Source organism: Marinibactrum halimedae, from assembly GCF_021234875.1.
Taxonomy (GTDB): Bacteria; Pseudomonadota; Gammaproteobacteria; order Pseudomonadales; family Cellvibrionaceae; genus Marinibactrum; species Marinibactrum halimedae.
The window spans coordinates 1-21,185 of sequence record NZ_JAJQVM010000029.1 but is presented as its reverse complement, the minus strand read 5'-3'; the positions used below and the strand labels follow the sequence as shown (position 1 = coordinate 21,185).

Sequence of the window (21,185 nt, the reverse complement as noted above, 5' to 3'; positions counted from 1 at the left end):
TTACTTAAGTAACTCACCCAACCGATAATGGGCAAATGTCGCCTCAATTTTTTCTGTATTCCCACTTTTTTGTTTTTTATTATCTCGTTTTAAACTCACATTTTGAGATTCAAAAATAGTCGGATTTCTGCAAGGCCAATCACGGTCATCATCGATCGTACAGCATAGTGTACCTTGCAACATACTCATAGCCTTTAACCAGACATCATCAGCTTTAGGACTAAGATATTGGAATAGATCACGGTTAAAAGCATCTTCATGTAAACTTCCAGGTGGGTAAAGTACACCACCCACACCTGTTGGAAATATGCATAGAGAAGGTTGGCTATCTTTCGTAGACCACTCCCACTGTGAATACGGGAGTAACTCCCCTCGCCCATCAAACAACATTTTATGTGCTCGATTCGCATGAATGCACTCGGGTGATCGTAAATAGCTCCGATACAGACCATCAACTAAGTCATTGGCATACATAATATCGTCATCCACTGTAATCATCAGACTCTCGGGATATGCTTTCAAAGAATAATAGTATTTGGTATAAGGCCCTAAATCTTCAGGTACCCATAGTAACGTAAGCCCACGTTCTTGCTGTGCAGTTAATGTAGCAGGGATATCAAGCTCATCGATATCCTGTTTTGAAATACACAATATCACCATATCAGGCTTGAAAGATTGCTGTAATAAACTCTCAATAGTTAAGTAAACATCCGGCAATCGCTTTTTATGGGTAGTAAGCGTTACAACAAGGTGATGTTCAGAGTCATTACCAACACCACTTGTTGTATTAAGAAGAGCACTTTGCTCAAGTTGTTGCTGCCGTAATATCGTGCGAGTATCCGACACTTCCGACATTCGTTTCTTTGCACGCCGTAGGCGTCGTCTATCTTTATGAGCGCTAATAATCACGAATATTTCAATTCATTTATGAGTGTAGTGAGTAACCAGCCTTTTCTTAATGAGTAAAGCCCCATTTTACCACTCCTTAATTTAGCTTCCTGCTTATATTCCAACAACAACTCCTAATAACACCCCCATCAAATAAAGAACAATCAAAAAGTGCTTATATCTAACTATTTTTGTATCGATTCCAGTATAGATCTCGCCACAGAAAGATGTGCATTAACAGGCTGTGAACGAATCGGCCCTTCTTTCAACTCAGTGCCAGAACAGTCACCAACCCACCCAGACGACAGCAAGGTTTGTCGAAATCGTTGCATTTTTGTTGAGCTTTCTCCGCCTTGAAGATTTAACATGCCAACACGCGCTTTCGTATTCAGTGCTTCGGCTAACATAGACACCGAATCCACTGTAATCCAGATATGGCCGGCTGTCTCATATTCTTCGTCCAACCAACTTTTTGGCAAGGCCGCCACATCAAATACATCTAAATTTTCCCTATTAATTAACAATAATTTTTGCAATGCCGATTCAGGCGTACGCCTTGAAGTAGAAAGCTTCCAATGCACATTGGGATAATGAGCACACAAGGTTTCAATTTGCTGCACTAGGCGCTCATCTTCCCATTCATAATGTTTACTTACCCCCCCCAGTACAATCAAGCCACGCTGAGGATCAGGGTGACTGTCCAATGCAGGAGCAAGGGAAGGCGTACAAATGATTCGCTTACTTGAGGCCTTAAAATTATCATGGGCGGGTGTAATTATGTGATCAAACAAACAGGCTGGTAGGGATGGGTTCATAATGACAACGGCTTTTCCGCCATGTCGTCGCCTAGCAACCAGCATCGGCAAATGCGTTTTATGCCCCGCTCCAATTAGGTAATCCGGTGAGGGTAAACTCGCGTCAAAAATGGGCTGATTCGAAAATACGTGCTTAAGATAATGAGCTCCAGAATATTCAATGGCAATATCAAAAACTTCACATTCCCGATGACACTGCAACCCCTGCACTAACGCTAAACTTTGTTTTTCATGACCCGGCTTTCCATCCATTAATCGCCACAGGATTAATGTCGAACTCATTGACAACCTCGCTCCGTCATTTTTCCAGGCATAATTTCGTCAAAGTGTCGAATGGCCGGGTACTCGGCAATGATGCGTGAGCTTTGGCTATCGGGCTGATGAACACACAACAAATGTTGGATACCATAACATTTGGCGCTGTCTAAAACTCTTAACGTGTCATCAATAAAGAGCGTCCGCTCTGGATCAAACTGCTCTATATCTTGCAGTGCATACCAAAAGGCTTGAGCTTCTTTGGGCTGCTGAAATTCATGGGACGAAATCACCACATCCAACCAACGATCAATATGGGTCACCTCTAGTTTTAATTCCAAGCTCTGTGGATGAGCATTGGTAATCAGAACCGATTTCTTATCTGCTTGATTTAACGCCTGTAAAAATTCCTCGACGTAAGGGCGTACTCGAATTTTATGCTTCACTTCTTCTTTGATTGAGCGAACATTCAAACGTAATGCCTCTGACCAAAACTCCAAGCAATACCAATTCAATGTTCCCTCATGAGATCGAATATGCTGCATGAGGCATTCACGTGCCTCTTCTAAAGACACGTTGTGAATATGTGCATAGCGCTTCGGTAAATACTCTAACCAAAAAAAATTGTCGTAGTGCAAATCGAGCAGCGTACCGTCCATATCCAACAATACCGTATCGATGTTATCCCAATTGATCATGAATGAGCCTGCCATCACTAAAAAACCGGTCGTTAGTATGCCTTCTGCGCATGGCATTATGAAGATGCTCAATGGATATGCGTATAATGATGGAGAATACCCTTTTATTTCGCCAACTTTTAACCTTCACCTGACGAGGAGCATTATGAATAAAGCATTGTTGGATCAAGTAGTGAAAATCAGTCGTAACGCAGGTCACGCAATACTTGAGGTCTACAATCGCAGCGAGGGTTTTGAAGTTGATGCCAAAGCTGACGATTCCCCGGTAACGGAAGCAGACTTAGCCGCACACGCTATTTTAGAGCCTGCTTTGGAAGCATTGATTCCTGGAGTACCGGTGCTGTCGGAGGAAAGTCATCTTCCACCCTATTCCATCCGCAGCCAATGGCAGCGTTACTGGATTATCGATCCATTGGATGGCACCAAGGAGTTTATCAAACGAAATGGCGAGTTTACCGTCAATGTCGCACTGATAGAGAATGGGAAACCCGTTTTAGGTGTGGTGTATGTTCCCGTGCTGGACATTACCTACACAGGTTTAGAAGGTAAAGGCGCCTGGAAAATCACCGAAGGGCAAGAAACACCAATACACGTTCGCACGGTTCAATCTCGCCTTGATAGCAAAGCACCCATTGAAGTCGTCGCCAGCCGCAATCATGGCGCAGAAGAAGTGGTGCATCTAATGGAGCGTTTGCAATCGCAGGTTGGTCCAGTTGAAACAAAAAATATGGGAAGTTCATTGAAGTTATGTCTTGTCGCAGAAGGACAAGCCGACCTTTATCCGCGCCTAGCATTAACCTCTGAGTGGGATACCGCTGCAGCACAAGCTGTTGTTGAAGCAGCCGGAGGGCTGGTTGTTGATACCAACTTTACGATTCTACGCTACAACACAAAAGAAGATATTCTCAATCCCTTCTTTCATGTCATTGGCGATACACAATTCAATTGGCGCGATTATTTAATTACACAGTAAACCTTTTGTGCATCATTGCTAGGTGTCCCATCGAGCCTGCAATGATGTGAAAACATTTTTTCACTCTTCCAGGTTTTATCTCTTCCATCACACCTTAACTCTTCCAGATTAGATAAAGAAAACTCCAGCTTTTTCTCGAAAACATTCTTCAAAGAAAACGTCTAACCCGTACGTTATCGATTACATGTTAATTTTAGGTAGTTTTTTGCGCCAAAATGGCAAATCCCTCTCGTCTAGCAATGTTTTAATAACTAAAATGAAGTGTTTTTTCAAATTTTACGAGTACCACCTTGCGATCAGATAAAGTTTACATAAGTAGCGTAAAAAGTTATCTATAGATCGCTATAAAAGCATCCTCTGATAAGGCTGAAAGCCATAGGGGGTAAGGGCGCTATCGTCCGCAAAGATTTGGCATTACTTATAACAAAACATACGACTAATGCAGTATTTGATGTAGCCGTCAGGCTCCTTATAATGAACTTAGGACAATAAAAACAAGAAGTTCAAACAAGCTCAGGTATACACCCCATGGTCAGGTATACACCCCATGGATAGTGACGAACCCATTGCCAACTTATTTAAAATGGTTTCGTACACAGAATATGATGCTTTTTTAGCAAGAATGACTAAACACAATAGGAAATATCATGAAAGAGCACTACAAATTCACCAGCAGCACGTTAAATCAACAAAAAACCAATATTGAGAAAGCAAAAATTGAAGGTGAAATTATTAGCTTGCGTCGTCAACTTGAGCAGTTGAACATCGACGCAGACGGTGTCGATTTTTCAATGAAGCAAACCTATAAAGAAATGATCCAATCACGACAGGAAGCTTTATCTCAACTACCCGCTAGCCGCTAGCTCAGTTGTTGATATTAACTCAAAATATAAAATGTGACTCATATTTTTGTGGCCTATCCGAGGCTCTGCAAAGTGGCAAAACATTACGATAACAATTTAAAAGCAATAATTTAAAAATAACAGTTTAAACAATAGTGGTTTATTTAAAAAACAGTGGCTCATTCAAAAAAACATCAGCCATGAAAAATCATTTTCGTGGCTGATTTTCATTAAGTACAACCACTACGCCACCAACGAAACTTTCTCATCAATTAATAGAAGTGATCAATGTAAAGTAATGTTAAAAAATCTTTATTCCCTTACAGCTACCATTACATCACCTTCCACATCACGCTTTATGAACAAACCAATTTTGAATGAAAATAAGCCTTATCACAAAAAAAGCATAAAAAAAGAAAGCTTTTATCATAGCTTTTGTGAACAATATATCAAACTTTAAATCAAACCAGACAACACAATGCTTTTAGCGCCAAACAGGTGACAAAAACACCAACAACTTCAAAAAAAATTATTTTTTTCAGTGCACACCACAAATTAAATGCTAAATTGTTTTTAAAGGAGAATGTGCGAAATTTTAAAAATTCAGGGAGATAACACTAGGATTTTCATCATGCAAAAAGAAGAGATTTACGATCCAAATTTTTGGTATGTAGTTAACCAACACTACAAGCATATTGTTTACCGAAGTAAAGATAAATCGAAAGCACTACGGTATGCAGAGCGTAAAAATGTGCACGCACTAGAGTCAAACATGTACTACAGTGTGCTATCAGGTGTGCAAGTTCAGTCTGATAACATCATTGTTAAAGCACATAACATGTAAGACCTTAGCGAGCCTTGCCAAATCTATAATTCTAATGCGAGGCTTTATTGTTGAGTACAGATTTGGTTGAGTTATGATTTGAGCACAAAAAAATACAAAGTACGTTAAATACTTTGATGCCTTCTTATATTTTTCTATCGAAACCTCCCCTCAACTATATTCTTTTTCGTGTTGACCAGTAGCTTTTTGAGCGCTGTTCTTTCTTAATATCGCCTTAAATCCAAAGTCGAGACAAAGTAGGCGTATCAAGCATCAATAAGTTGACTCAACGCTGTAGAACAGTCCATTTCCACTTTACATGATAAAAGTTCATCTGCTCTTGTGACCCCCTTATTAATGGCCGCAATTGGCAACATTTTCTCTGCCGCCAACCGGCAAAACCGAAACCCGGAGTAGACCATTAGGGAGCTGCCAACCACCAACACTGCATCAGAACTCAATAATGCAGAAGTGACTTTTTCAACACGGGCCTTGGGTACTGAGCCACCGAAAAAAACAACATCCGGCATCAATATACCATCGCACGATGGACACGAAGGACAACGTACCTCTTCGCAATAAGGATACTCCACATAAGCATCACCATCTGGAGCCGAAGGGTGTACTCTCTGCTCAACCCAATCAACCAATCTCGGATTATCAGCGACCAATTGCGCCTGCACCGTTTCCCGCTCATCACGCCGACCACAATTTAAACACACCACATAATGAATACTGCCATGCAGTTCTAATACAGAATGGGAGCCTGCTCGCTGGTGTAAACCATCCACATTTTGTGTCACCAATAAACTGATGGCTCCTTTTTGCTCCCACTTTGACAAACAAAAATGCGCATCACCAGGAGCAGCAGGCCCTAAGGCTTTCCAGCCAACTAAACTGCGAGACCAATAGCGCTGCCTCGCCGAACGTTGCTCAATAAATTCTTGATGCTGAATGGGCCGACTCCTCTGCCAATTCCCTTTATGATCTCGATAGGTTGGAATGCCACTTTTCGCACTGATACCGGCACCGGTGATGACCAACCAACGCGGGTATTGAGCCATCATCTCTTTCAGTTGACATAATGATTTATCCACAATCTTCCTCGTTATCGATTTATCTTTCAGTTTTATCACTGAATAGCCACAAACATCGTTTAATCAACCTAAAAACCCTATCAAGAGCCCTCAATATTCAATAAGCCATCATCATGCTCTACACTGACGACTCAGTTAGGCATAATTCAACGACTTTACTATCCCGATTTCATCACTTCCAAACCCTGATAAAGTTGAATATCCGTATGGAAAAACCCAGCTCCTCTAGCCTCACCGCTCCTTCATACGCAAGAGTATTACCAACGGCACCTTTGCAACGTATCTTTGATAACTTACCCGATGACATTGTCAAAACGTTCTCTCCCGAGCAAGTGGAGGCTCTCAACAATGCGCTGGGCGCCAGGGGCGGTCGCGTACACAGCCTTGACCTTAGGCCAACCATGCGCATCCCCTTATTGCCATGGAGCTTTTACGTTGTCCTGTTAGTTGGCCGCAACCGACGGGATATGTCTGAGCGGGAAAAAAAAGCCGCTGCACTGGTCTTGCTCTACAGCATCTTCTTGTTTTTGAGCATTTCCGTACTACTGGGCTTACTGGTGTTGTATCTGGTGAAATCGGCCCTTGGTATCAATCTTTTCCCTAATTTCTCACTCGGCATTTGGGATTGGTTTGTTGAAAACTTCTTACGATAATCATCAACAAAAAGCGCTTTTATCGGCCAGCAAATTACGCATAATATTGCCCACAACACACTACCGGATTTGATGAAGACGTATTATCAGCCCGTGACAACAAGATTGATTCATTCTCCTAGCCCTTGGGCTTTCCAGCACCTTATTCAGTTCATTGGCGGCCCGCTCCCCCTCTGGACGCCTTCATGGTTGTGCGCCTATGTTGAGGTGCATTCACCGTTACAAACCCGCATTTCAATAAAAACTCAGACTGAGATTTAAAAACTGTATGAATAGTATCCACCAGCGTATCGCCGAAGAACTCAGTGCTCGCGTCGAGCAAGTTACCGCCGCCGTCTCTTTACTTGATGAAGGCGCAACAGTTCCGTTTATTTCTCGCTATCGAAAAGAAGTGACCGGTGGGCTGGACGATGGACAGCTTCGAACCCTGGAAGACCGCTTACGCTACCTAAGAGAATTGGAAGAGCGCCGAGCCAGTATTCTGGCCAGCATTGAAGAACAAGGAAAACTCACCGATGAGCTGGCTGCCGAAATCAACTCTGCGGAAACCAAAAACCGCTTGGAAGACCTTTACTTACCGTACAAACCCAAGCGTCGAACCAAAGGCCAAATCGCCATTGAAGCGGGCCTCGAACCCCTAGCAGATAGCTTGCTGGCAGATCCGACCTTGGCGCCCGAACAAGAAGCTGAGAAGTTTTTCAACGAAGAACATAAAATCACGACCATTAAAGAAGCGCTGGATGGCGCGAAATACATTTTGATGGAGCGTTTCAGTGAAGACGCCAACTTACTGCAAAAACTGCGTGACTTTTTGAAATCGGAAGCACAAATCTCGGCGCGAGTCATGGACGGTAAAGAAAGCGAAGGCGCCAAATATCAAGATTATTTCGAGCACGACGAGCCCATCAAATCGATTCCGTCTCACCGAGCATTGGCCATGTTGCGCGGGCGCAACGAAGGCATTTTAAGCATCAGCATTACCGTGGATACCGAATCCGATGCCCACCCCTGCGAAAGCATGGTGGCCGACTACTGGGACATCGAAAACCAAGATCGAGCGGCCGATAAATGGCTATCTGAAGTTGTACGCTGGACCTGGCGGGTCAAATTACTCACACACCTAGAAACCGATCTACTCGGCGAGATGCGTGACGGCAGTGAAGAAGAAGCCATCAAAGTCTTTGCCAGCAATCTAAAAGACCTTCTGCTTGCCGCCCCTGCGGGTGCAAAATCGACCATCGGCCTCGACCCAGGCTTGAGAACCGGAGTGAAAGTGGCCGTGGTGGACTCCACCGGTAAAGTGTTGGATCACGGCGCCATGTTCCCCACCCCACCCCAAAATAGAATTCGCGAAGCCGAAGCCATGTTAGTGGCCTTGTGTAAAAAGCATGACGTGGAACTCATCGCCATTGGCAACGGCACCGCTAGCCGCGAAACCGATAAATTTGTCGGCGATGTGCTCAAGGCACATCCTGATCTCAAAGCCCGTAAAGTGATGGTCAACGAAGCGGGCGCATCGGTGTATTCCGCCAGTGAATTTGCCGCCAAAGAGTTCCCAGACTTGGACGTTACCATTCGTGGCGCCATCTCCATTGCCCGACGCCTGCAAGACCCACTGGCAGAGCTGGTAAAAATTGAGCCAAAGTCCATTGGTGTGGGCCAGTATCAGCACGACGTATCCCAATCCCAATTGGCTCGCTCTTTGGATGCGGTAGTTGAAGACTGTGTGAACGCCGTCGGCGTTGAAGTAAATACCGCCTCGGCACCACTATTGGCCAAAGTCTCGGGCCTATCGCAAAGTATCGCTAACAACATCGTCGATTACCGCGACCAAAATGGCGCTTTCAGTAGTCGTAAAGAACTGATGAAAGTCACCCGCTTTGGAGCCAAAACCTTCGAACAAGCCGCCGGCTTCCTTCGTGTGGCAGGCAGTGATAACCCTCTCGATAACTCTGCGGTTCACCCAGAGTCCTATTCCGTTGTCGAAAACATCGCTCAAGTCAGCGGCCGAGAAATCAGAAGCCTCATCGGTGAAACCACCTTCTTACGTGCATTAAATGCAGCGGACTACACCAATGAGCAGTTTGGTGTCCCTACCGTGACCGACATCATTCAAGAACTCGATAAACCCGGACGCGACCCGCGCCCTGAGTTCAAAACCGCGCAATTCCAGGATGGCGTAGAAAAAATCTCCGACCTGAAACCCGGCATGGTATTGGAAGGTACCGTCACCAACGTCGCCAACTTCGGTGCTTTCGTGGATGTGGGTGTTCACCAAGACGGTCTCGTCCACATCTCAGCTTTGGCCGAACAATTCGTTAAAGACCCACGAGACGTGGTGAAAGCCGGTGATATTGTCAAAGTCAAAGTCATGGAAGTAGATGTGCCACGTAAACGCATCGGCCTTTCTATGCGCATGAGCGACGAACCCGGCGAGAAAATTTCCGGTAACCAAGGCGGTGCAGGAAAAGGCAAGCCCAATAACACCAACAGAAAAGGTGGCGGGAATCGCTCGTTTGGTGGAGGAAATCAAAAATCGTCTGGTGGTGGAATGGGCAGCATGGGAGCGTTGTTGCAACAGGCGATGAAGAAAGGGAAGTAAAAAGTTGAGTTTGACAACTTAAAAAAGAAAAAAGGCCGCATTTGCGGCCTTTTTTACTTTTTAATTGTAGAACTTAGTCATTAACCGCCCATGTCCTGACGTAACCTATCCCTTCCGTTGTTTCAACTTCTAACGTTAATACTCCAGAATCAGATGTATCATCAGCACTCACGTTCACACACCACTGTAATGGGCCAGTCTCGTTACCATCATAAGAAAATGAACTAGGACCATTAATTTGGCCATTGTCCGTACTGAAATCTACAGTAGTACCATTCGGGGCTGGATTCCCTCCAAAGGCACTAACCAAATCATTGTCCTCTTGAATCGTTACACAAACTACTTGAGGCCCGCCTGTTACATCCACAGGTGATGCCGTGTCTCGATTAACAATCAAGTTAGATGTGGGCGTGTAAATAATGAAAGACTTCCAAATGGATATGGAATCTTCCCCTGAGCAATCAGCAGAGGCGCTAACCTCATCTAAACAAGGTCCATCCCAAAGGTTATTCCCCATATCAAAGGCATTGTTATTATTGGTATCGAAAAATAGCTCACCAACGTTATATTCACCATCTTCATTGGCATCAACATAGGGTTCAGATAGATCAGTGCCTGCAGTATCCGTTGTCTCATACACATTATTACCATTAGTATCGACAAAATCCTCAGCACCATCCATATAGGTCAAAACAGTAATGCGGCCTTCCGGTGGACGAAACTCCGCACTACGCCATGTGATTGAGCACTCCCCACTACTGATCACGCAAGAAGAATCGATATTGCCACCCTCTGATGTGAAGAACACTCTTCGGCCATCTGGCACATCTTGTTGAAAATAATCACTCGCAATAATGCTTATCTGTACTTCAATCCCGTTCGTATTTACCGCTCGGTCTGGGTTAAAGGGTGAATAAGATGGAGAAAAGTTAGCAAATACTGGAACACCTGTGGTTACGGCAATGCTGTCTGAAGTACCTGAGTTATTTGTACCGGCATGTGTTGCGGTTACCTCTAATGAAGTCGGTACAGTACCCGATTGAACAACCGTAGATACTTCACCGTTATTATCTGTTTCACCTTCAGTAGAAGTGAGTGTTACGCCACCTACATCGGTATTAAGCTCAAAAGTCACTTGCTCGCCAATAATGGAAGCACCTAACTCCCCAGTTAACCGGAAGACAACTTGAGAGGTTTCCGTTCCGCCTAAACCTTTCAAGGAAATCTGTTCTGGAGTAGCTGAAACAAATTCCACTGCAAGCACGGTATCCGCTTCAATCGATAAGGTAACCGATGCACCAAGATTTTCGTTATCAACCGTAGCACTCGCTGTTACCACATCAGTGCCTGAACACCCGTTGGCCGTATATTGAACTGTACCGAAACCACTTGTATTAGTGGTAATTGAAGTTGCACTAAAAGTGGAAATCCCATTAGCGAAACAATCGGAAGTAAATGAAACATCAACTGCACTGGTAATTGCTTCACCGTCACCATCGACAAAATTGACTATGAGTGTGGTGGAGCCTCCAGCAGGTAAACTTGTTTCTTCTGCTCCTAGAGCTCCCTCCTGAAAAGATGCTCCTGTGCCATTACCAATACGAATTCCCGTTGTGGTCACTGTGTCGTCATCATCGTTCGTATCGGTACTGTCATTGCCAGCCGTATTATCACCACCCGTATTTTCCCCTAAACTTCCACTACTGAGGCTGCTATCACCCCCACCACCACCCCCACAACCGGCGATGCCTAAAGCGGTACAAAAAAGAGCAGCCAACGCGATACGTCCGAACTGCATGGGCAAGATTTGCTTTAATTCCATCTCTTGTCTCCCAGGTCTCTACCTGCAACTTAACACTTTAAAAACACTAATCATTACCACTCCGAATTACGCCATGTAAATCAACACACAATTTGTCAGATGATTATCATGATTTTCGGAGCATTAAATTCTAGAAATTACATTAAGACTACAACACAAGTGGCTATTTATCATTCATTTTTATTGCCATTATGTACTGTTTAACCGGTTTTTTCATACACCAATCGAGTCTACCCGCAGTGTAGTTGATATAGAAAGGTCACGTAACCGTAGCCAATTGATTCAAACACATAATGTGACATGTGCCTGAATTTTTTTGTAACAGTAAGTAAACCCTCCTCAAAAGAAGGGCTAGAGAAAATAAGACGTGGAAAACAAAGCTACACCGTCGCGGTTTTACGACGTGTTTTTTTCACGACTGAAGGCTTTCCAAGTAGAGGCTTTAAAAAACGTCCTGTGTGAGACTCTTCCATATTACCCACAGTTTCCGGCGTCCCTTCTGCGATGATTTGACCTCCTCCACTGCCACCTTCTGGCCCCAAATCCACAATCCAATCGGCGGTTTTGATTACGTCGAGGTTATGCTCAATCACAACTACGGTGTTGCCATGATCTCGCAAGCGATGCAACACGCTAAGCAATTGCTCAATATCGTGAAAATGCAATCCAGTGGTTGGCTCGTCGAGAATATAGAGAGTATTTCCGGTATCGCGCTTCGATAACTCCTTGGCAAGTTTGACCCGCTGAGCCTCGCCACCCGATAAGGTATTCGCGGCTTGCCCTAAACGAATGTAGCTCAAGCCAACATCCATCAGCGTTTGCAGTTTTTTTGCTACGGAAGGAATCGCATCGAAAAACTCACGCGCATCTTCAACCGTCATATCGAGCACTTCATGAATGCTCTTTCCTTTGTATTTCACTTCCAACGTTTCTCGGTTGTAGCGTTTGCCTTTGCATACATCGCAAGGTACATAAATATCGGGAAGAAAATGCATCTCGACTTTTACAACACCATCCCCTTGGCATGCTTCACAACGCCCGCCTTTCACATTGAAGCTAAATCTACCCGGCTTATACCCCCTAGAGCGTGCTTCTTGGGTTCCGGCAAATAGCTCTCGCACGGGTGTAAAAATACCGGTGTAGGTAGCAGGGTTTGATCGAGGGGTTCTTCCAATCGGGCTTTGGTCGATATCCACGCATTTATCGAAATGCTCGATACCGTAGATCGCTTCGTAAGGTGCTGGCTTTAACGTCGTCGCGCCATTTAACTCGGTGGCGGCGATAGGGTAGAGCGTGGAATTAATGAGTGTGGATTTGCCTGAACCAGATACCCCTGTTACACAGGTCATTAACCCAACAGGCAACGTTAAGCTCACTTCCTGTAGGTTATTGCCCGTTGCGCCTTCAAGCACCAATAGACGACCTTCATCCATCGGTGTTCTCTTTTGCGGTACCTCGATGGCACGTTTACCAGACAAATACTGTCCAGTGATGGACTGACGATTGGCCATCACTTGCTTCGGCGTCCCTTGAGCTACCACCGAACCACCGTGCACACCCGCACCCGGCCCAATATCGATCACGTGATCTGCCAAACGAATGGCATCTTCATCGTGCTCTACCACAATCACCGTATTGCCTAAATCACGCAAGTGAATAAGGGTGTTTAATAGTCGGTCGTTGTCACGCTGATGTAGACCAATAGAAGGCTCGTCCAAAATGTACATCACGCCTACTAGGCCAGCGCCAATTTGACTCGCTAGTCGGATACGCTGCGCCTCACCACCAGAGAGAGTTTCAGCACTGCGATTGAGCGTGAGATAGTTCAATCCCACATCCACTAAAAAACGGAAGCGATCTCGAAGTTCTTTGAGAATTTTTTCAGCAATCTCCCCCCGAGCACCCGGTAATTTCAACGCAGAAAAGTACTCATAAGCTTCACCCACTGGCATTTTAGTGATTTCGGGTAACGTTCTCTCATCGACAAAGACATGGCGAGCATCACGACGTAATCGAGAGCCGTTACACTCAGAACATTCCTGACTCGACAAGTACTTCGCCAGCTCTTCACGCACTGAGTTTGACTCGGTTTCTTTGTAGCGACGCTCAAGATTCGGTAGAACACCCTCAAAGGTATGTCGACGCTGGATGACATCGCCACGGTCGTTCACGTAGCTAAAATCAATCACTTCTTCTCCGGAACCTTCCAAAATGGCTTTTCGGTGTTTGACTTTGAGCTTCTTCCAAGGCGTATCCACATCAAACCCATAATGTTCCGCCAGAGACGTCAACATATGGAAGTAATAAATATTGCGTTTGTCCCAGCCTCGAATCGCCCCTTCACTCAAAGAAGCGTCTGGGTATAACACCACTTTTTCTTCGTCAAAGTATTGCCTTACCCCCAACCCATCACACGCGGGGCAGGCACCAGCTGGGTTGTTGAACGAAAATAATCGAGGCTCTAGCTCCGCAAGGGCATAATCACAAATTGGGCAAGCGTGGCGAGCTGAAAAGGTTTTATCCGCTACCTTACCATCCATATCACTAATGACCGCAATACCATCACTGAGAGCCAATGCTGTTTCGAACGACTCAGCCAATCGAAGTTGGAGGTCATCACGCACCTTGAAACGATCCACCACGACTTCAATCGTATGCTTTTTCCGCTTATCCATTTTCGGGATATCGTCTAAATCCACCACGAGACCATTAATTCGCGCTCGAATAAATCCATCACGCCGCAAAGACTCGAAGACATGCAAATGTTCGCCTTTTCGGTCTTTCACCACCGGCGCGAGCAACATACGCTTTGACCCTTCAGGTTCGGCCAAAACTTGATCCACCATCTGGCTGACCGTTTGCGCATCCAGAGGCTCACCATGAATCGGGCAGCGCGGCTCACCCACACGGGCAAAAAGTAATCTCAGATAATCGTAGATCTCGGTAATAGTACCGACCGTGGAGCGCGGATTATGAGACGTGGACTTTTGCTCGATCGAGATGGCCGGGCTTAATCCTTCCACATGGTCTACATCCGGCTTTTCCATCATGGAAAGGAACTGACGAGCATAGGTGGACAATGACTCCACGTAGCGACGTTGACCTTCTGCATACAGGGTATCGAACGCCAAAGAGGACTTACCAGAACCAGATAGCCCAGTAATTACAATAAATTTGTCGCGAGGAATATCGATATCAATGTTTTTGAGGTTGTGGGTTCGCGCACCACGGACGTAAATAGTATCCACAAATTGCTTCCGGTCTTTAAGAATCGAAGGTCTAATCGGCAAGTATACGCCGTCTCTCAAAAGAATGGATGAAAGAATTAGGAAGTGGTAATACGTAAAAAAGGCGCTAAATGCGCCTTTTTTACGATTCATTCAAGTATTAGAAAACCCTCATGCTCGACCATAAAGGTCTGAGAAACGAACAATATCGTCTTCACCTAAATAACTACCAGACTGAACTTCGATCAATTCCAGAGGAATTGATCCTGGGTTTTTGAGCTGGTGCTTCTGGCCAATCGGGATGTAAGTTGACTGGTTTTCGGTCAACATTATTTCCTTCTCTCCGTTAACAACAACGGCTGTACCAGACACAACGATCCAGTGCTCCGCTCGATGATGGTGCATCTGTAATGACAACTCAGCACCTGGGTGAACTACAATACGTTTTACCTGAAAGCGCTCACCGGCATCAATCGAATCATAATAACCCCAAGGGCGGTAGACTTTCCGGTGCAAACTGGCTTCGCTGCGGTTTGACTGCTTGAGAGATGACACAATTTTCTTCACCTCTTGCACGCGGTCTTTACTGGCAATCAGTACTGAATCATCAGTATCCACAACCACCATGTCTTGGATACCGACTGTCGCAATTAATTTTTTATCTGCTTGGATGTAACAATTTTCGCTGTCGTGGGTAATAACGTCGCCTTTACAGGTATTGCCGTTTTCATCTTTATCAGACACTTCCCATAACGCAGACCATGAACCCACATCACTCCATTGAGCATCCATGGGCACCACAACGGCAGCATCCGTTTTTTCCATCACAGCATAATCAATGGAATCTTCTGGACACGCCTCAAACGCAGCCTTATCCACTCGGGTAAAGTCCAGATCACAGGCAGCGCCATCGAGTGCAGCTCGGCAAGCACTCAACATTTCAGGACTGAACCTTTCTAACTCTTCCAAGTATCGCGATGGTCGGAACATGAACATACCACTGTTCCAATAATACTGGCCGGACGACACGTAGTCTTCTGCAGTCGCTAAATCTGGTTTTTCGACAAACTGATCTACACCGAAAACACCTTCTGCATATTCATTCGAACGCTTGATGTACCCATAACCGGTTTCTGGCGCGGTTGGCACAATGCCGAATGTCACCAATTTACCGGACTCGGCCTGCTCTTTTGCAATCAATACCGATTCATGGAACGCTGCGACATTCTCGATAACATGATCTGCCGGTAACACCAACATGACAGAATCATCGCTCTTCGCTTTTAAAGCCAGTGCTGCCAATGCAATGGCTGGAGCAGTATTCCTACCCACTGGCTCTAGAATAATACCCGCTGGAGTCGCCCCCTCACTTCTCAGTTGCTCAGCCACCATAAAGCGATGGTCTTCATTGCAAATTACCCACGGTGCGCCCACTGACAATCCGTCTAACCGCAATACGGTCTCTTGAACCATTGTAAGTTCAGAAGTAAGTGGTAAAAATTGTTTTGGATAAAGTGATCGCGAGTAAGGCCATAGTCGTGTGCCAGAACCACCTGAAAGTACCACTGGTACCATTTAATTCTCCTCAATTTTTTAGGTGTGATATACACATGCATCCCTGATTTACCTCTTCTCGATACAGAATAAGGTATCAATACACTTTGAACCTATTAGTTTACAAATCTAGGTTTCGTTAAACCAGTGCAGAATACAATATAAAGAACCGAATAAGACTACAAAATAATGAGCTCTCATAGTCTGCAATAGTATTAACAACTCTCGATGATAATGTTGTGATATAACAAACTCTTTCTACATTACAGAGATGAGCATATGAAAGTAACTTTCTCAAAACTCAAGGGTGTTGCCATCATCGACCCCAAAGTGTTTGGCGATGATCGCGGGTTTTTCTTGGAAACGTTCCAAGCTGAACGATATCGTACAGAAGCAAAAATTGATCTGCCCTTCGTACAAGACAACCATTCTCGCTCCTCAAAAGGCGTCCTAAGAGGCCTACATTTCCAAAAAACGAAACCACAAGGCAAATTAGTTCGTGTGGTTCAAGGTGAAGTCTATGATGTCGCAGTAGACATCAATCCCGAATCACCCACCTACGGACAATACGAAGGCGTTATATTGAGTGCAGAAAATAAACGTCAATTTTGGGTTCCGCCCGGCTATGCTCATGGGTTTGTAGTGCTATCAGACACGGCTGATTTTGAATATAAATGTACCGACTATTACGATCCAACAGACGAAGGCAGTCTCATTTGGAATGATCCAATAGTGAATATTCAATGGCCTCTGCAAGATCCACTACTTTCAGAAAAAGACGCAAAAGCACCGACTCTCGAAGAAATGCATAAAACAGACATCAATCAATAAGGACGACAACACGATGAAAATAGTGTTATTTGGGCATAATGGTCAAGTTGGCTCGGAGCTAAAGCTGGCGCTTGAACAAACTGAACACATCATCATGACATATGAGCGTTCCATCGTTGATTTTAGCCAGCCATCACAAGTTTCCAACGCCATTAAAGGCTCTAATGCAGACCTAGTCATCAATGCTTGTGCCTATACCGCCGTCGATAAAGCAGAGTCAGAGCACGCTCTGGCTGACAATGTCAACCATGTGTCAGTAGCTGAAATAGGCAAAGCAACGGCAGAATTAAATATTCCTGCCATCCACATTTCCACAGACTATGTTTTTGATGGGACTGCAAATACACCTTACCGAGAAGATCACACCACCAACCCACTGGGCACCTATGGATCCTCAAAATACTTGGGTGAACAAGCCCTCATTGCGGTGAACCCCAAACATATTATCTTGCGTACCAGCTGGGTTTTTGGCGTACATGGAAATAACTTTGTTAAAACCATGTTGCGATTATCCGACAGTCGAGATGAGTTGAATGTAGTTGCAGATCAAACTGGAAGACCAACATTTGTGGGCGATATTGTTCAGTCAATATTGGCGTTTGTAAGCGCTCTTTCAAAAAATAGTTTTGAAAGCTACGGTATCTACCACTGCAGCAGTGAAGGTGAAACCACTTGGTGTGATTTTGCCAAAACGATTTTCACTACGGCACTCAATACTGGCTTGCTCTCCAAATCGATGACGGTCAATGGTATTACGACTGACGATTACCCAACACCGGCACCTAGGCCCGCATACTCAGTTCTCGATACACAAAAGCTCGAACAGTTTCTTGGCCATCCCCTTCCACATTGGCAAGAGGGCCTCAGCACCATGCTTCACCACCTCAAAAACGGATAAACCCTTTCTGCCCCTGTGACGTTAATGGGCTTCTGCTAGAATGCGCGCAAAATTTCATTAATGTCATAACGGGGTTTCAATGTTCAACCTTCTTGATCGGCGTCCCACTAACGTCAAAAACGATGTGCTTTCCGGCATCACAGTGGCACTTGCGCTTGTACCAGAAGCTGTCGCCTTTGCCTTCATTGCAGGTGTAGAACCCATGGTGGGCCTTTACGCTGCGTTTATGATGGGCCTTCTCACCTCTCTCTTTGGTGGTCGACCCGGAATGATCTCCGGTGCAACCGGCGCCACTGCGGTGGTCATGGTCAGTCTTGTTGCAGTACATGGTGTCCAATACTTATTTGCCGCCGTGATACTTGCCGGCCTTATTCAAATATTGGCTGGCGTCTTCAAACTGGGAAAATTCATTCGTATAGTCCCCCATCCCGTGATGCTTGGGTTTGTGAATGGTTTAGCCATTGTGATTTTTCTCTCTCAAGTCGGACTCTTTAAAGAAGAAATCTCGGAAGGCGTTTGGCAATGGATACAAGGTGAAGATCTGTATTTGATGGGCAGCTTAATTGCCATCACCATGCTCATCATGCATTTCCTGCCTAAATTGACCACAGCCATTCCAGCTGGGCTTGTGGCAATTGTCAGTGTGTCATTAGCCGTCTTCCTTTTCGATTTAGATGCACGCACCGTTATTGATTTTGTTGCCGATAAGCTTCCTGCCGACCAAGCATCTTCCGCCTCCCTACAGGGCGAACTGCCAAGCTTTAACATTCCAAGTGTGCCATTTACCTTGGAAACACTGTGGGTCATCCTTCCCTACTCTGCCATCATCGCCGCTATTGGTCTCATCGAGTCCTTACTCACACTCACCTTAATTGATGAGCTTACCAATACTCGTGGAAGAGGTAATAAAGAGTGTGTCGGACAAGGTATTGCAAACACCGTTAATGGTTTTTTTGGTGGAATGGGCGGCTGTGCGATGATTGGGCAAAGCATGATTAACATCAATAATGGTGGTCGCGGACGTCTTTCTGGAATCACTGCTGCTGTGGTTTTACTCGGGTTTATCTTATTTGCCGCAGGCCTTATCGAGATAATTCCCCTAGCCGCGTTAATTGGCGTGATGTTTATGGTTGTTCTAGGTACGTTCGAGTGGTCTAGCTTTCGTATTATGCGAAAAGTACCGTTGAGCGATGCTTTCGTTATCATTTTGGTTTCGGGCGTTACCGTCGCTTTTGACTTAGCCATCGCAGTCATTATTGGCGTGATTGTCTCCGCGCTTATTTTTGCATGGCAACATGCTCAGCATATCTATGCAGACACATACACTGATGAGCAAGGGTGGAAGGTATATGATTTAAGAGGCCCTCTTTTCTTCAGCTCAGTCTCTAACTTCAAAGACCTCTTCTCACCTGAGTCTGATCCCAACGATGTTGTTATCGAATTTCGCCGGTCACGAATCTGCGACCATTCTGGCATCGAAGCACTGGATGGTTTAGCTGAAAAATATCAGAGCCATGGAAAGACGCTGCATATCAGACATCTAAGCCCGGAATGTCGTGTATTACTGGAGAAAGCGGGTGAGCTTTGTGAAGTAAACGTGATTGAAGACCCAAATTATCGAGTTGCTACAGATAAGCTTGCCTAGAGTAAAATCACAAAAAAAGCCCTCTACATGAGCACAATGCTGTTCACTTAAGCGGAGCCGCATAGCGATCTACCGGATATAGGGTTTTTGATATCTTCATCGTTCGAGGCGTGGTTGGCCTCGAACGCCTTTCCAAAAATAAACTCCCTATCCCTGATCTTAACTCCAACAACCGTCGACCTGTTCCAGATAGTGGATTGGATGCCGCCATGACGATTAATTGGACGGCGATATAATCACATACCACCTTAAAACGTATATCTGAAGGTGCTCGATCAAATTGAATGGCTGCCATAGCCGCTTCGCGCCTGATGACGTTGTAACTGAGCAATAGACCCCACAATTCTTGATAGACAAGATCTACTTTTTTACTTCGCAACGTGATCGCGTTGCCTTGCATGGAGCTTTTTATATCACGAAAACCTAATTCGATTTCCCAGCGCTCCTTATAGAGAAGTGCGATAGCTTCTGCGCTGTATTCAGCTGCCGGTAACGAGGTGAGGATGGTCTTATGTCCAGTTTTCGTTTTATACGTTACACGACGAGCTTGCCACGTTTCACCTAGGTAGGGATGCTGTTTTCTTGCTTGGGAAGGGCTTACCTGTGCATCGACTATTATGTGAGAACGCACGTTCATCAGTGCAACCAGTCTCAGCATAGGAAACGGGGTTTGACGTTTTGTTGACGTATTCCCAGAGCCGAAGCGCTCTCTCAATTCTGGTGTGTCGTGAGTACGGAATAGCGCCCCATCCATTGCAAACACCTGTAATCCGTTCCACTCATCTTCAGGATAACGCTCGTGTCCCCAGGCCCACCGGTCTCACGAAAAAGCCACTCGACCGGCTCCGAACCTAAACGCTAGCGGGCATGGCTGATACCACTACGTGCGAGTAAGCTGTCTGAGGCAAGACCCTTTGCACAAATATTCAATCGGCGTGCGACTTCATGAACTGGCTCCTCTCGGAAAATGGCCATACCAAGCACCAGCACTTGATCTGACGGCAGTCGTCGTCTTCTTATAACCCACTCGACTGGAATGTTGTGAGTAAACGAACTTAGGTTAGAGAAGTTAAAGAGGTCGCTGAGGTCTAATAAATCGTGCTGGAAAGGCATAAAAAAATCCGAAGTCATTTCTAACTTCGGATTTTCTATTAAGCCAACTTTATACTCAAATACTTAAGTGAACAGCATTGCCTCTACATGAGGGCTTTTCTTATTAGTGGAAAATCATATGCGACTAGAAAGCATTTTTTCCGATAAAGCCTTTAAAGATCGTCAGAAATATAATTTTTATATCCCACAGTACTGACCAGTTACGTATGTAATGCAAATCATACTCTACGCGGCGCTCCATCTTATCCAATGTATCCGTCTCTCCCCTAAGGCCGTTTATCTGCGCCCAACCGGTGATCCCCGGCTTAATCTTATGGCGCAACAGGGCTCCCTAGTAATAAATAACCAAATGCACTAAATTTTCAGCATCTTGATACCCTAAAATGTGATTAGCTGTGAATTTATCCAAAATTACCCTCCATGTGACCGACCCCAGAGATACAAAGAAT

General features: G+C 45.1%; 16 protein-coding genes and 1 pseudogene. 8 read left to right on the top strand and 9 right to left on the bottom strand.

Annotation, left to right across the window (positions count from 1 at the left end):
- The 3 genes from LU351_RS15770 to yrfG form a co-directional block, all read right to left on the bottom strand.
- Positions 1-909 carry a hypothetical protein gene (locus LU351_RS15770; protein WP_232595050.1) on the bottom strand — a complete coding sequence of 303 codons (909 nt, stop codon included), beginning with the start codon at positions 907-909 and terminating at the stop codon, positions 1-3.
- 164 nt (positions 910-1,073) lie between these two features.
- On the bottom strand, positions 1,074-1,985 hold the full coding sequence (locus tag LU351_RS15765) for an ELM1/GtrOC1 family putative glycosyltransferase (protein ID WP_232595049.1): 912 nt from the start codon (positions 1,983-1,985) through the stop codon (positions 1,074-1,076).
- On the bottom strand, positions 1,982-2,656 hold the full coding sequence (gene yrfG / locus LU351_RS15760; RefSeq protein ID WP_232595083.1) for a GMP/IMP nucleotidase: 675 nt from the start codon (positions 2,654-2,656) through the stop codon (positions 1,982-1,984). Before yrfG ends, LU351_RS15765 begins: the two co-directional genes overlap by 4 nt.
- 145 nt (positions 2,657-2,801) lie before the next feature.
- On the opposite strand from yrfG, the gene cysQ reads away from it, so the two are divergent.
- The 3 genes from cysQ to LU351_RS15745 all read left to right on the top strand — a co-directional run bounded on the left by cysQ (position 2,802) and on the right by LU351_RS15745 (position 5,315).
- Positions 2,802-3,629: a 3'(2'),5'-bisphosphate nucleotidase CysQ gene (gene cysQ, locus LU351_RS15755; protein ID WP_232595048.1), complete on the top strand. Its 828-nt coding sequence runs from the start codon at positions 2,802-2,804 to the stop codon at positions 3,627-3,629.
- 647 nt (positions 3,630-4,276) lie between these two features.
- A complete protein-coding gene (locus LU351_RS15750) occupies positions 4,277-4,492 on the top strand; it encodes a hypothetical protein (RefSeq protein WP_232595047.1) in 216 nt (71 codons plus the stop codon).
- Positions 4,493-5,102: 610 nt separating this feature from the next.
- A complete protein-coding gene (locus LU351_RS15745; protein WP_232595046.1) occupies positions 5,103-5,315 on the top strand; it encodes a hypothetical protein in 213 nt (70 codons plus the stop codon).
- Between the two features lie 245 nt (positions 5,316-5,560).
- Here LU351_RS15745 and LU351_RS15740 read toward each other — a convergent pair whose 3' ends face one another.
- Positions 5,561-6,391 carry an NAD-dependent protein deacetylase gene (locus LU351_RS15740; protein WP_232595045.1) on the bottom strand — a complete coding sequence of 277 codons (831 nt, stop codon included), beginning with the start codon at positions 6,389-6,391 and terminating at the stop codon, positions 5,561-5,563.
- 206 nt (positions 6,392-6,597) lie between these two features.
- Between LU351_RS15740 and LU351_RS15735 the strand changes: the two genes are divergently transcribed.
- Together LU351_RS15735 and LU351_RS15730 are read left to right on the top strand one after the other, a co-directional pair.
- Positions 6,598-7,044 (top strand): hypothetical protein, encoded by a 447-nt coding sequence (locus LU351_RS15735; protein WP_232595044.1) that lies wholly within the window; start codon positions 6,598-6,600, stop codon positions 7,042-7,044.
- 268 nt (positions 7,045-7,312) lie between these two features.
- Positions 7,313-9,646 (top strand): Tex family protein, encoded by a 2,334-nt coding sequence (locus tag LU351_RS15730; protein WP_232595043.1) that lies wholly within the window; start codon positions 7,313-7,315, stop codon positions 9,644-9,646.
- A gap of 73 nt (positions 9,647-9,719) precedes the next feature.
- On the opposite strand, the gene LU351_RS15725 is transcribed toward LU351_RS15730, so the two are convergent.
- The 3 genes from LU351_RS15725 to LU351_RS15715 all read right to left on the bottom strand — a co-directional run bounded on the left by LU351_RS15725 (position 9,720) and on the right by LU351_RS15715 (position 16,270).
- Complete coding sequence (locus tag LU351_RS15725; RefSeq protein ID WP_232595042.1) at positions 9,720-11,468, bottom strand: PH domain-containing protein; 1,749 nt, start codon at positions 11,466-11,468, stop codon at positions 9,720-9,722.
- Positions 11,469-11,848: 380 nt separating this feature from the next.
- Positions 11,849-14,716, bottom strand: a complete 2,868-nt coding sequence (gene uvrA / locus LU351_RS15720; RefSeq protein ID WP_232595041.1) for an excinuclease ABC subunit UvrA — start codon at positions 14,714-14,716, stop codon at positions 11,849-11,851.
- Positions 14,717-14,866: 150 nt separating this feature from the next.
- Positions 14,867-16,270: a mannose-1-phosphate guanylyltransferase/mannose-6-phosphate isomerase gene (locus tag LU351_RS15715; protein WP_232595040.1), complete on the bottom strand. Its 1,404-nt coding sequence runs from the start codon at positions 16,268-16,270 to the stop codon at positions 14,867-14,869.
- A gap of 258 nt (positions 16,271-16,528) precedes the next feature.
- Here LU351_RS15715 and rfbC point away from each other — a divergent pair, with 258 nt between their 5' ends.
- The 3 genes from rfbC to LU351_RS15700 all read left to right on the top strand — a co-directional run bounded on the left by rfbC (position 16,529) and on the right by LU351_RS15700 (position 19,623).
- The gene (gene rfbC, locus LU351_RS15710) at positions 16,529-17,080 is read left to right on the top strand and encodes a dTDP-4-dehydrorhamnose 3,5-epimerase (protein WP_232595039.1); all 552 of its coding nucleotides are present in this window, start codon (positions 16,529-16,531) and stop codon (positions 17,078-17,080) included.
- 13 nt (positions 17,081-17,093) lie between these two features.
- Positions 17,094-17,978: a dTDP-4-dehydrorhamnose reductase gene (rfbD, locus tag LU351_RS15705; RefSeq protein WP_232595038.1), complete on the top strand. Its 885-nt coding sequence runs from the start codon at positions 17,094-17,096 to the stop codon at positions 17,976-17,978.
- A 79-nt stretch (positions 17,979-18,057) separates the two neighbouring features.
- The gene (locus LU351_RS15700; RefSeq protein ID WP_232595037.1) at positions 18,058-19,623 is read left to right on the top strand and encodes a SulP family inorganic anion transporter; all 1,566 of its coding nucleotides are present in this window, start codon (positions 18,058-18,060) and stop codon (positions 19,621-19,623) included.
- Between the two features lie 43 nt (positions 19,624-19,666).
- Here the strand turns inward: LU351_RS15700 and LU351_RS15695 are convergent.
- Together LU351_RS15695 and LU351_RS15690 are read right to left on the bottom strand one after the other, a co-directional pair.
- A pseudogene (locus LU351_RS15695) lies at positions 19,667-20,754 on the bottom strand (transposase domain-containing protein).
- Positions 20,755-20,860: 106 nt separating this feature from the next.
- Entirely contained in the window at positions 20,861-21,058 is a 198-nt protein-coding gene (locus LU351_RS15690; RefSeq protein ID WP_332840162.1) for a sugar transferase, read from the bottom strand.
- Positions 21,059-21,185: the final 127 nt, after the last annotated feature.

Excerpts from the sequence above, each read along its gene's own strand:
- LU351_RS15765 (WP_232595049.1), bottom strand. The coding sequence starts at position 1,985 with ATGAGTTCGACATTAATCCTGTGGCGATTAATGGATGGAAAGCCGGGT.
- yrfG (WP_232595083.1), bottom strand. The coding sequence starts at position 2,656 with ATGATCAATTGGGATAACATCGATACGGTATTGTTGGATATGGACGGT.
- cysQ (WP_232595048.1), top strand. The coding sequence starts at position 2,802 with ATGAATAAAGCATTGTTGGATCAAGTAGTGAAAATCAGTCGTAACGCA.
- LU351_RS15750 (WP_232595047.1), top strand. The coding sequence starts at position 4,277 with ATGAAAGAGCACTACAAATTCACCAGCAGCACGTTAAATCAACAAAAA.
- LU351_RS15745 (WP_232595046.1), top strand. The coding sequence starts at position 5,103 with ATGCAAAAAGAAGAGATTTACGATCCAAATTTTTGGTATGTAGTTAAC.
- LU351_RS15735 (WP_232595044.1), top strand. The coding sequence starts at position 6,598 with ATGGAAAAACCCAGCTCCTCTAGCCTCACCGCTCCTTCATACGCAAGA.
- LU351_RS15730 (WP_232595043.1), top strand. The coding sequence starts at position 7,313 with ATGAATAGTATCCACCAGCGTATCGCCGAAGAACTCAGTGCTCGCGTC.
- LU351_RS15725 (WP_232595042.1), bottom strand. The coding sequence starts at position 11,468 with ATGGAATTAAAGCAAATCTTGCCCATGCAGTTCGGACGTATCGCGTTG.
- LU351_RS15715 (WP_232595040.1), bottom strand. The coding sequence starts at position 16,270 with ATGGTACCAGTGGTACTTTCAGGTGGTTCTGGCACACGACTATGGCCT.
- rfbC (WP_232595039.1), top strand. The coding sequence starts at position 16,529 with ATGAAAGTAACTTTCTCAAAACTCAAGGGTGTTGCCATCATCGACCCC.
- rfbD (WP_232595038.1), top strand. The coding sequence starts at position 17,094 with ATGAAAATAGTGTTATTTGGGCATAATGGTCAAGTTGGCTCGGAGCTA.
- LU351_RS15700 (WP_232595037.1), top strand. The coding sequence starts at position 18,058 with ATGTTCAACCTTCTTGATCGGCGTCCCACTAACGTCAAAAACGATGTG.